This window comes from Pseudonocardia sp., from assembly GCF_029263155.1.
Classification (GTDB): domain Bacteria; phylum Actinomycetota; class Actinomycetes; order Mycobacteriales; family Pseudonocardiaceae; genus Pseudonocardia.
Map to the genome: position 1 here is coordinate 26,262 of NZ_JAJCYB010000021.1, position 11,950 is coordinate 38,211.

Below are 11,950 nucleotides of genomic sequence, written 5' to 3' on the forward strand. Positions count from 1 at the left end.
GCCACGAGCAGAAGCACGGTCCTACGCACGCTGGGTCACCTCACGCCGGTGGTGGGACGCGCACGTTACGACATCCGGGCCATACCGGTGCCGCTCGGGGGGCGACATCCGCCGCGGACAGGCAAGGTGCAGGCCATGAACGTGGACCGCTGCGGCGGCGTGGCCGTCGCCGAGACCCTCACCGCGAACCTGGTCGACATCGTCTTCGGCACCCCGGACCATCCGCTGCTGCCCTACCTCGCGCGCGCCGGGATCACCGTGATCACCCTGCCCGACGGCGGTGCGGCCGTGCGGGCGGCGGCGGCGTACGCGCGGGTGTGCGGCCTGCCCGGCGTCGTGGCGGCGACCGGCACCACGCACCAGCCCGGCCCGCTGCTGCTGCTCACCACCGGTGACGGCGCCGCGGCGGCATCGGCCGAGGCGGCCGCCGACGCCGTCACCGGCGCGTTCGCGGCAGTGCTCGACGGGCCGCCGCGCACCGTCCGGGTCGATGTCCCCGCCGACGTGCTCGACCGGCCGTGCACCGGCCGCGCCCGGCCCGTCGACGCGCCCGCCCCGGCACCCGCGGAGCCCGACGCCGTCGCCCGGGCCGTGGAGCTGCTGGGCACGGCCGAGCGTCCGCTGGTCATCGCGGGCGGCGGGGCGATCGACGCGTCCGACGAGCTCACCGCACTGGTGCAGGCCCTCGGCGCCCCGGTCGCCACCACCGCGAGCGGCAAGGGCGTCGTCGCCGACGGGCACCCGCTCTCGGTCGGCGCCTCGGTCGGCCTGCCCGCGGTGGTGGACGCGGCCGCGGACAGCGACGTCGTACTCGTGGTGGGCAGCGGCTTCGCCTGCCCGGAGGGTGTGCCCGCGATCCACGTCGACGTCGTGGAGTCACCGCTGCGCCGCAGCGGCGCCGACATCGCCCTGCACGGTGACGCGACCGCCACCGTGGCCGCCGTGCGGGCCGGGCTGCCGCAGTGGGGCCGGTCGATCGGGGTCGTCCGCGCCGCGTCGCTGCGCGAGAGCTGCCGGGAGCAGGCCCGGGCGGACGGGCGCGCGTTCGAGCTGGTCAACGACGTCCTGCGCGAGGTGTTGCCGTCGCACGGGGTGCTCGTCGGCGGGACGACGCCGGTGACCCATCTCGGCTCGCGGCACTTCTTCCCGGTCCCCACGCCGCGGCTGTTCAGCTCCGGCGGCCTGTCCGCGGCGGTGGGTGCCTGCGTCGCCGGCCCGGCCCGGCCGGTGGCCGCCCTGCTCGGCACCGGGGCCTTCGCGTCGGCGGGAGGCGAGCTGGCGGCGGCGGTGGCGCTGGGCCTGCCGATTCCCGTCGTCGTGGTGCGCGACGGCAGCGACGCCGGCGGCGACGGGGGGTCCGGCGGCGCGCACGAGGTCCGCGCGAACGAGCCCGACGACCTGCCCGACCTGGTCGAGGACGCGTTCGAGGCCGACCGGCCCACGGTGATCCGGCTGGGCTGACAGGGCACCGCCTCAGCGGGTGAAGTGGTCCCAGCCCGAGGGGTCGCCGGTGTACTCGCGGCCGTCCACGCGCACCTGCGGCGCGCCCTCGGCGACGGCCCCGACCGCGGTCCATCCCTCGGGCGGCGCGTCCGGGAACGTCGCCACCAGCGCGTGGTCCTCACCGCCGGTGAGCAGCCAGTGCAGCGGGTCCACGCCCAGCGCCCGCCCGACGTCGGCGAGCCGGGCGGGCACCGCGAACGCCGCGGACCGCACGTCGATCAGCACCCCGGACGCCACCGCGACGTGCCCGAGGTCGGCCAGCAACCCGTCCGAGACGTCGATCATCGACGTGGCCCCCGCCCGGGCCGCCGCCGGCCCGGCCGGGTACGGCGGCTCGGGCACCCGGTGCGCTCCCACGACGGCCACCGGTGAGCGGAACCCGCGACCCAGCACCGCGAGCCCCGCGGCCGACCAGCCCAGCCGCCCGCACACCGCCACCACGTCCCCGGGCCGCGCCCCCGACCGGGTCACCGGGGCCCTGCCCTCCAGCGTCCCGAGCGCCGTGACCGAGACGACGAGCTGCGACGAGGACACGACGTCCCCGCCGACCACCCCGGCCGAGGCGATGCCCGCCTCCGTCCACAGGCCGTCGGCCAGGCCCTCCAGCGTGGCGACGGGCGTGTCGGCGGGGCAGGCCAGCCCCACCAGCAGCGCCGTGGGCACGGCGCCCATCGCGGCGACGTCGGCGAGGTTCGCCGCCGCGGCCTTGCGGCCCACCTGTTCGGGGGTGGACCAGTCCAGGCGGAAGTGCACGCCGTCCACGAGCACGTCGGTACAGGCCACCACCCGCCCGTCCGGCGCCGCGACGACCGCGGCGTCGTCGCCGGGGCCGAGCAGCGTGGCCGCGGGCTGGGAGCGCCCCGCGGTCACCCGCGCGATCAGGCCGAACTCGCCGAGCGACGCGAGCGTGTTCTCCGCCTCAGGGTGCGCGGACGATGTGGGCAACAGGGACACCTCCGGTACGTTCGGCTTCCGACTTTCCTCCCCCGGAGAGCCGTAACGGAAGGGGCACGACGTGGTGCAGGCGTACATCCTGGTCCAGACCGAGGTCGGGAAGGCCGCCGCGGTGGCGACCGCGATCTCCCAGATCACCGGGGTGATCTCCGCGGAGGACGTCACCGGACCCTACGACGTCATCGTCCGCGCCGAGGCGGCCGACGTCGACCAGCTCGGCCAGCTCGTCGTGGCCCAGGTGCAGGGCGTCAGCGGGATCACCCGCACGCTGACGTGCCCGGTGGTGCACCTGTCCTCCTGACATGCCCCGCACGCGCCAGCCCCTCCCGGTCGTCCTCGCGATCACGCTGCCGCTGCTGCTCGCCGTCGCGGTGGCGGTCATCGGGCTGACCGGCCGGATCTCCGGTGTCGACGCTCCCCCTCCGCCCGACACCACGCCGCTGGCCACCCCGCCGGTGGAGGCGCCCGACGCCGGGAGCCCGGAGTGCACCGCGCTGCTGGCCCGGCTCGACGGCGGCCTCCCGGCGGACGGCTCGACGTTGCCCGTCCGCGAGCTCGCCGAGCCGGCCCCGGCCGGGGTGCGCGCGTGGGCGGCCTCGCCGCGGCCGGTCGTCCTGCGCTGCGGGCTGCCCCGCCCGGCCGAGCTGACGCCGACGTCGGCGCTGCTGGAGATCGACGGCGTGCAGTGGCTGGAGCTCGACGACGGCGTGCCCGACCCGGTGGTGGTGACCTACGTGACCGTCGACCGCCCGGTCTACGTCGTGCTGACCACCCCCGTCGACGCGGGCAGCGGGCCGCTGCAGACGGTGTCCGGCGTGGTCCGCGACACGTTGCCCGCCACGGCGGTCGCGGTGCGCTGAGGGCTGTCTACCCTCATACCCATGGTGACGATGTCCCGGGCCACCGAGGACTACCTCAAGGCGATCTACAACCTCGCCCATCTCGGCGCCCCGGTCACCACGGGCGCGCTCGCCCACGAGCTCGGGGTGTCCTCGCCGTCGGTGTCGGCGATGGTGAAGCGGCTCGAGGACGGCGACCTGCTGGCCCGGCCGGACAGCCGCTCGCTGCGGCTCACCGACTCCGGCGAGCGGGCGGCGCTGCGGGTCGTGCGTCGCCACCGGCTGCTCGAGACGTTCCTCGCGCGCATGCTCGACGTGCCGTGGGACGAGGTGCACGCCGAGGCCGAGCTGCTCGAGCACGCCCTGTCCGAGCGGCTCGAGGAGCGCATCGACGCCGCGCTCGGCCACCCCACCCACGACCCGCACGGCGACCCGATCCCCCCGCGCGACGGCCCCCACGTGGAGGTGCGCGGCACGCCGCTGGACACGGTGCCGGTGGGCACCCGGTTCCTCGTCGAGCGCGTGTCCGACCGCGACAGCGCCGCCCTGCGCTACCTCGGCGACCTGGGCGTGGTCCCGGGCGTGGTGCTCGCGGTGGACGAGCAGGCACCCTTCGGCGGGCCGCGGTGGGTGCGGGTCGGCGCGGAGCGGCACGCGCTGAGCGGGGCGCTGACCCAGCTCGTGCACGGCCACGTCGTCCGCGACTGAGCCGCCGCGGCTCCACCCGAGACCCCCTCACCGGCCGACGGCCCGCACCGGGTGCAGCCGCGCACCGACCACGGTTCGCGCGCCCAACCGCGGCCCGCGCGCTGCCAGCAGCGCGCACCGTGCAGATCGGCGCGCGAACATCCCCCACCGGACGAACGGGCCGCACCAGGCACCGCCCGCGCGCCCGACCGCGGCTCGCACACCGAACCGCGGCTCGCACACCGAACCGCGGCTCGCGCACCGAACCGCGGCTCGCGCACCGAACTGCGGTTCGCGCGCTGCCGGCACCGCGCCAAGCGCACTTCGGCGCGCGAGCCGCACCACACAGCCCGACCACGTCGACACACCCCCCACGCGGCGGTTCGCGCGCCGGGCGGCGGTTCGCGCGCCGGGCAGCCGTCCGCGCGCTGCCGACGGCGCGCGGAACACGCGCCGACGCGCGGGGCCGCTCCACCCCGGGTCGCGCGAGCTCGCGTGATCGCCTCCCTCAGCGCAGGCCGGTGCCCCGGGCCAGCGCCGTCTCCACCAGCGTGGAGAGCAGCGCGGGGTAGTCCAGCCCGGTGACGGCCCAGGCCCGCGGGAACATCGAGATCGGGGTGAAGCCGGGCATCGTGTTGACCTCGTTGACGGTGAGCTCCCCGTCCGCGCCGACGAAGAAGTCCACCCGCGCGAGACCCTGCCCGTCCAGCGCCCGGAACGCCGCGATCGCCATGTCGCGGATGCGGTCGGACTCCGCGTCGTCGAGCTTGGCGGGGATGTCGAACTCGCACACGTCGTCGAGGTACTTGGAGTCGAAGTCGTAGAACTCGGCGTCGCCCACGATGCGGATCTCGGCGGGCACGCTGGCCCGCACCGACCCGTCGGGAAACTCCAGCACCCCGACCTCGACCTCGCGCCCGACCACCGCCGCCTCCACCAGCACCTTGGGATCGTGCTCGCGGGCGGCGGCGATCGCGGCGTCCAGCGCGGACCAGTCGGTGACGCGGGTGATCCCGATCGAGCTGCCCGCCCGGGCCGGCTTGACGAAGGCAGGCAGGCCGACGGTCTCCCGCTGGGCGGCGGTGAGCGTGTCGGTTCCCGGGCGCAGCACCACGAACGTGCCCACCGGCAGCCCGTCGGCCGCCAGCAGCTTCTTGGTGAACTCCTTGTCCATGCCCGCCGCGCTGGCCAGCACCCCGGCGCCGACGTAGGGCACTCCGGCCATCTCCAGCAGGCCCTGGATCGTGCCGTCCTCGCCGTAGGGCCCGTGCAGCACCGGGAACACGACGTCGACGCCGGAGAACACCTCGCCCGCGCGGTCCGGGTCGAGGACGACGAGCCCGCCGCGCGTCGGGTCGCCCGGCAGGGCCAGCGCGGTGCGGGAGGCGTCGACGGTGGGCAGCTCGCGACCGGAGATCGCCAGCTCCGCGACGTCGTCGGTGCCCAGCACCCATGCCCCGGCGGGCGTGATGCCGACCGGCACGATCTCGAACCGCTCGCGGTCGAGCCGGCCCAGCACGCTGCCCGCGGACACGCAGGAGACCGCGTGCTCGCTGCTGCGCCCGCCGAACACCACCGCGACCCGGACCCTGTTCGCCGTCATGGCGACCGAGGGTAGGCGGGCCGGGGGGCCGTGGCCGGATCGGGGCCGGAGCGCACCCTTGACTTAGCTAGCTCGCTGGCTAACCTGATCCCGTGACCGAGGTGGGGGTGCACGAGGCGAAGTCGACGCTGTCGGAGCTGCTGCGCCGCGTCGCCGCGGGCGAGGAGGTCGTGATCACTCGCAGCGGGGAACCTGTGGCGATGCTCGTGCCGGTACCCCGACGGGGACCACGCCGATTCGGGGCCGATGAAGGCCTGTTCGTCGTCCCTGAGGACTTCGACGACCCGCTACCCCCCCACGTCCAGCGCTACTTCGACGGCGACGGATGAGGTACCTGCTCGACACTCACGTGTGGTTGTGGTTGCAGAGCGACACCGCGAGGGTGCCCGACTCCGTACGAACGCGCCTGGCGGATCCGGCCTCGACGGTCCTGCTCTCCTCGGTCAGCTCGTGGGAGATCGCGATCAAGTTCGCGCGGGGGAAGCTCCCTCTGCCCGAACCGCCTGCCACCTACGTCCCCACCCGCATGTATCGCGATGCCATCACCGCGCTGCCCGTCAGCCACGCGCACGCTCTGCACGTCGCCACGCTGCCCCACCACCACAGCGATCCCTTCGACCGGCTGCTGATCGCCCAGGCGCAGCTCGAAGGCATCCCCCTCGTCACCGCCGACCGGCGGATCCCCCGCTACGACGTCGAGGTCCTCCCGGCCTGACCGGTCACGGTGCGAACCGCTGCTCCAGTTCGTGGATCTCGGGCAGGCCGATGAGGTCGGTGAAGCCGTCGAACGTGGGCAGGCCGGGCAGCGCGGCCGCGGGGGTGCCGTCGTCCATCAGCGTCTCCAGGAACGACCGGATCCCGGCCGTGGCGGCCAGCAGCGTGCCGATCGGGTAGAGCACCAGCGAGTAGCCCAGCTCGGCGATCCGCTCCAGGGAGATCGGCGGGGTGCGGCCGCCCTCGGCCCAGTTGAACACCAGCGGCGCCACCCGGCGCAGCTCGCGTGCCACCCGGGCGATCTCCTCCTCGCTGGTGGGAGCCTCGACGAACAGGACGTCGGCCCCGGCCGCGGCGTAGGCGCGGGCGCGGGTGATCGCCGCGTCCAGCCCCTCGACGGCAGCGGCGTCGGTGCGGGCGATGATCAGGAAGTCCGGGTCGCGCCGGACCGCGACGGCGGCGCGGATCTTGCCGACCATCTCGTCGGTAGCGATCACCGCCTTGCCGCTCATGTGCCCGCACTTCTTGGGGCTCACCTGGTCCTCCAGATGGATGCCCGCGACGCCCGCCTGCTCGTAGGCGGCGACGGTACGCAGCACGGTGACCGCGTTGCCGTAGCCGGTGTCGGCGTCGGCGATCACCGGCACGTCGACGGCGGCGGCGATCCGGCGCGCGTTGTCGATCATCTCCGAGCCGCCGAGCAGGCCCACGTCCGGACGCCCGAGCAGCGACGCGGTGGTGCCGAACCCGGTCATGTAGACGACGTCGAACCCGGCCTGTTCCACCAGCCGCGCCGACAGCGCGTCGTACGCGCCGGGCGCGACCAGCGGGCCCGGGCCGGCGAGCAGCTCCCGCAACCGGGCGCGCGGCGCGCGGGGCGTCCCCAGCAGGTCTCCCACGAGCATCCCTCCGCCGAATGTATGCAAACAGCCTCAAAGTAGCGCCGAACTCTTGCCGAGGACACACCCGATCCCTACTTTGCACACAATCGTCCGCGGGGAGGTGGGGCATGACATCGGCGGAGCGCACGCTCAGCTCGGTGCGCGAGCTCATCCTGCGCGGCGAGTTCGCCACCGGCGCCCGCCTGGGTGAGGTGGAGCTGGCCGACCGCCTCGGGGTGAGCCGCACGCCGGTGCGCGAGGCGCTGAGCCGCCTCGCCGCCGAGGGCCTGGTCGAGATCGTCCCCAACCGGGGTGCGCGGGTCAGCAGCTGGTCGGTCGCCGAGCTCGAGGAGGTCTTCGACCTGCGTGCCGCGCTCGAACCCCGGCTCACCGCGCTGGCCGTCCCGAACGCCCGGCCCGGCGACGTCGCCGCGCTCGACGAGCTGGCGCACGCGATGCTGCTCGTCGGGCTGCCCGGGCCCGACCAGGACCTCGACGCGGTGGTCCCGCTCAACCGCGAGTTCCACGCCCACCTGGTGCGCCTCGCCGCGCACCCGGCGATGGCGAGCGCGCTGGCCGGGGCGATCCACGCCCCGATCGTGCTGCGCAACTTCCACGCCTACGACGGCGCGTCGCTGCGCCGCAGCCTGGCCCACCACGGCGAGATCGTCGCCGCAGTGCGGGCGGGCGACCCGGCGTGGGCGCGGGCCGTCATGACCGCCCACATCCACAACGCGCGGGCCGTGATGGTCCGGGTCGCTTCCCAGGAGGAGACATGACATTTCGGCTCGGGGTCGACGTGGGCGGCACGTTCACCGACGTGCTGCTCGTGGAGGAGGCCTCCGGCGCCACGTGGCGCGCGAAGACCGCCTCCACGCCGGCCGACCAGGCGGTCGGCGTGCTCACCGGCATCGGCAAGGTGTGCGCCGAGGCGGGCATCTCGCTGTCGGAGGTGGCCGAGGTGCTGCACGGCACCACCGTGGCGACCAACGCGATCCTGGAGGGCAAGGGCGCCGCCGTCGGCCTGGTGACGACGAAGGGGTTCCGGCAGGTCCTGCAGATCGCGCGCTCCTACGTGCCGGGCGGGCTGGCCGGCTGGATCATCTGGCCCAAGCCCGAGCCGCTGGCGGCGCTGGAGAACACGGTGGAGGTCGACGAGCGCCTCGCCTCCGACGGCACCGTGATCCGCCCCCTGGACGAGGCCGACGTGCGGGCCCAGCTCGGCACGCTGTCGGGCATCGAGGCGCTGGCCGTCTCGCTCATCAATTCCTTCTCCGACCCCGCCCACGAGCGGCGCATCGCCGAGATCGCCGCGGAGGTCCTGCCCGGCGTGCCGGTCTCGCTGTCCTCGGACGTGCTCCCCGAGCTGCGCGAGTACGAGCGCACGATCACCACCGTGGCCAACGGGTACGTGCAGCCCCAGGTCAAGCGCTACCTCGAGACGCTGGCGGGATCGCTGCGCAAGGGCGGCGTCACCGGGGAGCTGTCGGTCCTGCGCAGCGACGGCGGGCTGTCCGCGGCCGGCGCCGCCGTCGACGCTCCGGTCACGATGCTGCTGTCCGGTCCGGCGGGCGGCGTCACCGGCGCGGTGTGGATCGCCGAGCAGTGCGGTTTCCCCGACCTGATCACCTTCGACATGGGCGGCACCTCCACCGACGTCGCGCTCGTCCAGGGGCTCACGCCGCGGATCGGGCGGGAGACCCAGGTCGGCGACCTGACGGTCCGGGCGTCGAGCGTGGATGTCCGCACGGTCGGCGCGGGCGGCGGGTCGATCGCGCACGTGCCGGAGCTGACGAGGGCGTTGCGCGTGGGCCCGCAGTCCGCGGGCGCCGACCCGGGCCCCGCCGCGTACGGCAAGGGCGGCACCGAACCGACCGTCACCGACGCCAACGTGGTGCTCGGATACCTCCCGCCCTCGCTCGCGGGCGGCGAGATCACCCTGGACGTCGCGGCCGCGCGGGAGGCCGTCGACGCGGTCGCGAAGTCCATGGGCCTCGGGGCGCCGGAGGCCGCGGCGGCCGGGATCGTCGACATCGTCAACGAGAACATGCTCGGCGGGCTGCGGCTGGTGTCGGTCCAGCAGGGCTTCGACCCGCGCGACTTCGCGCTCGTGGCGTTCGGTGGGGCGGGCCCGCTGCACGCCAACGCCCTCGGGAAGCTGACGGGCGCGTGGCCGGTGATCGTGCCGCCCTCCCCCGGCGTGCTGTGCGCGCTGGGGGACGCGACGACGTCCAAGCGCAGCGAGTCGGCCCGCACCGTGCTGCGCCGCTTCGCGGACCTGACCGGAGACGAGCTGGCGACGCTGCTGCGCGAGCTGGCCGCGGACGCGGGCGGGCGGCTGGCCGCGCAGGGCGTCGCCGAGGCCGACCGGACCACCAGCTACCAGGTGGACGTGCGCTACCACGGCCAGGGGTTCGAGATCCCGATCGACGTCGCCGAGCCCGACCTGGAGGCGCTCGCCCGCGACTTCGACGCCGAGCACGAGCGCCTGTTCTCCTTCCTGCTCACCGCCGACCACGAGCTGGTCAACGCCCGCGCGACCGTGTCCGGGCCGCGCCCGTCGGTGGCCGCGGTGACGCTGCCGGAGTCGGAAGGACCACCGACCCCGATCGACACGCACCCGATCCACGTGGCCGGCGGCGCCGTCGACGCCGACGTGTTCGACCGCACCACGCTGCGGGCGGGCGATGTGGTCACCGGGCCGGCGATCGTCGTCGAGATGGACTCCACGACGCTCGTCCTGCCCGGTCACACCGCCGAGGTGCACCCGTCCGGCGCTCTGTTGATCAACCCCGTGGAGGCGTGAGAGATGGCCCGGATCATCGAGACCGCGACCGGCGAGATCGAGAAGGGTGACGTCGACCCCGTCACGCTCGACCTCATCGAGAACGGCCTGCGCAACGCCCGCTACGAGATGGACGAGGTGCTGTTCCGCACCGCGCTGTCGCCGGGCATCCGCGAGCAGCACGACGAGTTCCCGCTGATCGGCGACCCGGGCGGGAAGATGGTCGTGGGCCAGTTCGGGCTCTCGATCCCGGACTTCCTCGACGGGTTCGACGGCACCGTCGCCGAGGGCGACGTGCTGCTGACGTCGGACCCGTACGCGTGCGGTGCGGCGATCAGCCACGCCAACGACTGGCTGATCGTCGTGCCGATCTTCCACGACGGCCGGGTGGTCGGGTGGGCGTCGATGTTCGGGCACATGTCCGACGTCGGCGGCAAGACGCCGTGCTCGATGCCGACCGACGCGCGCACGATCTACGAGGAGGGGGTGGTCATCCCGCCCTTCAAGCTCTACCAGGGCGGTGTCCTGAACGAGGACGCGCTGCGGATCATCCTCAACCAGGTGCGGATGCCGGACTGGAACCGCGCCGACCTCAACGGGCTGGTCGCGGCCTGCCGCACCGCGTCACGCCGGGTCGTGGAGATGTGCGAGCGGTTCGGCACCGCCACCTACCTGTCGGCCCTCGACGCCCTGCTGCAGCGCAACTACGACGCCATGAAGGCGCTGCTCGCCATGGTGTTCGAGGACGGCCGCACGCTGTCGTTCACCGACTACATCTGCGACGACGGAGTCGGCAACGGGCCCTACGAGCTGACGATGAGCCTGACCCGCACCGGCGAGAAGGTGCACATCGACTTCACCGGGTCGTCCCCGCAGGCCGTCGGCCCGATCAACTACTACATCAACGAGAACCTGACCCGCATGTTCTTCGGGATCTACATGATCACCGTGGCGGACCCGCAGATCCTGTGGAACGACGGCTTCTACCCGCTGGTGGACGTCACCATTCCGGACGGCTCGTACTGGAAGCCCAGGCACCCGGCGTCGCTCAACGGGCGCAACCACGGCATCGGGCGGGTGTTCGACCTGTTCGGTGGGCTGCTCGGGCAGACCAACCCGGCGCTGCTCAACGCGGCCGGGTTCTCGTCGTCGCCGCACTTCATGTACTCGGGCAACTACTCGTCGGGGGACCGCAAGGGCGAGTGGTTCCAGCTCTACTCGATCGGCTTCGGCGGCATCCCCGGGCGGCCGCTCGGCGACGGCCCGGACGGGCACTCGCTGTGGCCCAGCTTCGTCAACATCCCGTGCGAGTACCTGGAGTCCTACTACCCGCTGCGGATCGAGAAGTGGGAGACCGTCACCGACACCGGCGGCGCGGGCCTGCACCGCGGCGGCAACGGCGTCGACGTGGCGTACGTCTTCGAGGAGCCCGGCACCATCGCGATCCACGACGACCGCTGGCTCACCTACCCGTGGGGCGTGAACGGCGGCACGCCCGGCGCGCGGGGCACGAAGTGGATCGAGCGGGCCGACGGGTCGCGGCAGGTGCTGCCGTCGAAGTGCCACGACGTGCCGGTGGCGCCGGGCGACGTGCTGCACTTCGTGACGTGGGGCGGCGGGGGGTGGGGCGATCCGCTGGAGCGCGACCCCGCGCTGGTGGAGCTGGAGGTGCGGCGCGGGCTGGTGAGCGTCGAGGGCGCCCGCCGCTACGGGGTGGTGGTCGGCGACGCCGCGGCGACCCGGGAGCTGCGGGACGCGATGCGCAGCGTGCGCCCGGCCGAGCTGCCGGTCTTCGACATGGGCCCGCCGATGGCGCAGATCCTGGCCAACTGCGAGGCCGAGACCGGGCTCCCCGCGCCGAGGCGCCCGGTGTGGACCTGACGGCGTTGGGGGGAGGGCCCCATCAAGGAGGCCGGGTTGGGGGTGGGGGGCCTACAGGCACCGGGGGGCGGGCCGGGCCGGGGCGCCCCGGGCCCCGGGCGCG

General features: G+C 74.4%; 12 protein-coding genes. 9 read left to right on the forward strand and 3 right to left on the reverse strand.

What is annotated here, in order from left to right:
• Positions 1-135: 135 nt before the first annotated feature.
• Positions 136-1,461: a thiamine pyrophosphate-dependent enzyme gene (locus Q1K26_RS03440; RefSeq protein ID WP_300007660.1), complete on the forward strand. Its 1,326-nt coding sequence runs from the start codon at positions 136-138 to the stop codon at positions 1,459-1,461.
• Positions 1,462-1,473: 12 nt separating this feature from the next.
• Here Q1K26_RS03440 and Q1K26_RS03445 read toward each other — a convergent pair whose 3' ends face one another.
• Entirely contained in the window at positions 1,474-2,448 is a 975-nt protein-coding gene (locus Q1K26_RS03445) for a thiamine-phosphate kinase (RefSeq protein WP_300007661.1), read from the reverse strand.
• Between the two features lie 70 nt (positions 2,449-2,518).
• Here Q1K26_RS03445 and Q1K26_RS03450 point away from each other — a divergent pair, with 70 nt between their 5' ends.
• Genes Q1K26_RS03450 through Q1K26_RS03460 form a run of 3 tightly spaced genes read left to right on the forward strand, consistent with a single transcriptional unit; the run spans position 2,519 to position 4,004 of the window.
• Complete coding sequence (locus tag Q1K26_RS03450; RefSeq protein ID WP_300007662.1) at positions 2,519-2,758, forward strand: Lrp/AsnC ligand binding domain-containing protein; 240 nt, start codon at positions 2,519-2,521, stop codon at positions 2,756-2,758.
• 1 nt (position 2,759) lies between these two features.
• Positions 2,760-3,317, forward strand: a complete 558-nt coding sequence (locus tag Q1K26_RS03455) for a DUF3515 domain-containing protein (RefSeq protein ID WP_300007663.1) — start codon at positions 2,760-2,762, stop codon at positions 3,315-3,317.
• Between the two features lie 21 nt (positions 3,318-3,338).
• Positions 3,339-4,004 carry a metal-dependent transcriptional regulator gene (locus Q1K26_RS03460; protein ID WP_300007665.1) on the forward strand — a complete coding sequence of 222 codons (666 nt, stop codon included), beginning with the start codon at positions 3,339-3,341 and terminating at the stop codon, positions 4,002-4,004.
• 487 nt (positions 4,005-4,491) lie between these two features.
• Here Q1K26_RS03460 and Q1K26_RS03465 read toward each other — a convergent pair whose 3' ends face one another.
• Positions 4,492-5,586: a D-alanine--D-alanine ligase family protein gene (locus tag Q1K26_RS03465; RefSeq protein ID WP_300007666.1), complete on the reverse strand. Its 1,095-nt coding sequence runs from the start codon at positions 5,584-5,586 to the stop codon at positions 4,492-4,494.
• Between the two features lie 92 nt (positions 5,587-5,678).
• Here Q1K26_RS03465 and Q1K26_RS03470 point away from each other — a divergent pair, with 92 nt between their 5' ends.
• Both Q1K26_RS03470 and Q1K26_RS03475 read left to right on the forward strand, forming a co-directional pair.
• On the forward strand, positions 5,679-5,915 hold the full coding sequence (locus Q1K26_RS03470; protein WP_300007667.1) for a type II toxin-antitoxin system Phd/YefM family antitoxin: 237 nt from the start codon (positions 5,679-5,681) through the stop codon (positions 5,913-5,915).
• Entirely contained in the window at positions 5,912-6,301 is a 390-nt protein-coding gene (locus Q1K26_RS03475; protein WP_300007668.1) for a type II toxin-antitoxin system VapC family toxin, read from the forward strand. The genes Q1K26_RS03470 and Q1K26_RS03475 overlap by 4 nt, the downstream gene beginning before the upstream one ends.
• A 4-nt stretch (positions 6,302-6,305) precedes the next feature.
• Here Q1K26_RS03475 and Q1K26_RS03480 read toward each other — a convergent pair whose 3' ends face one another.
• Positions 6,306-7,205 carry an oxaloacetate decarboxylase gene (locus tag Q1K26_RS03480; RefSeq protein ID WP_300007669.1) on the reverse strand — a complete coding sequence of 300 codons (900 nt, stop codon included), beginning with the start codon at positions 7,203-7,205 and terminating at the stop codon, positions 6,306-6,308.
• A gap of 104 nt (positions 7,206-7,309) precedes the next feature.
• Between Q1K26_RS03480 and Q1K26_RS03485 the strand changes: the two genes are divergently transcribed.
• Genes Q1K26_RS03485 through Q1K26_RS03495 form a run of 3 tightly spaced genes read left to right on the forward strand, consistent with a single transcriptional unit; the run spans position 7,310 to position 11,847 of the window.
• Entirely contained in the window at positions 7,310-7,960 is a 651-nt protein-coding gene (locus tag Q1K26_RS03485; protein WP_300007670.1) for a GntR family transcriptional regulator, read from the forward strand.
• Positions 7,957-9,987 (forward strand): hydantoinase/oxoprolinase family protein, encoded by a 2,031-nt coding sequence (locus Q1K26_RS03490; RefSeq protein ID WP_300007671.1) that lies wholly within the window; start codon positions 7,957-7,959, stop codon positions 9,985-9,987. Before Q1K26_RS03485 ends, Q1K26_RS03490 begins: the two co-directional genes overlap by 4 nt.
• Positions 9,988-9,990: 3 nt before the next feature.
• Positions 9,991-11,847, forward strand: a complete 1,857-nt coding sequence (locus Q1K26_RS03495; RefSeq protein ID WP_300007672.1) for a hydantoinase B/oxoprolinase family protein — start codon at positions 9,991-9,993, stop codon at positions 11,845-11,847.
• Positions 11,848-11,950: the final 103 nt, after the last annotated feature.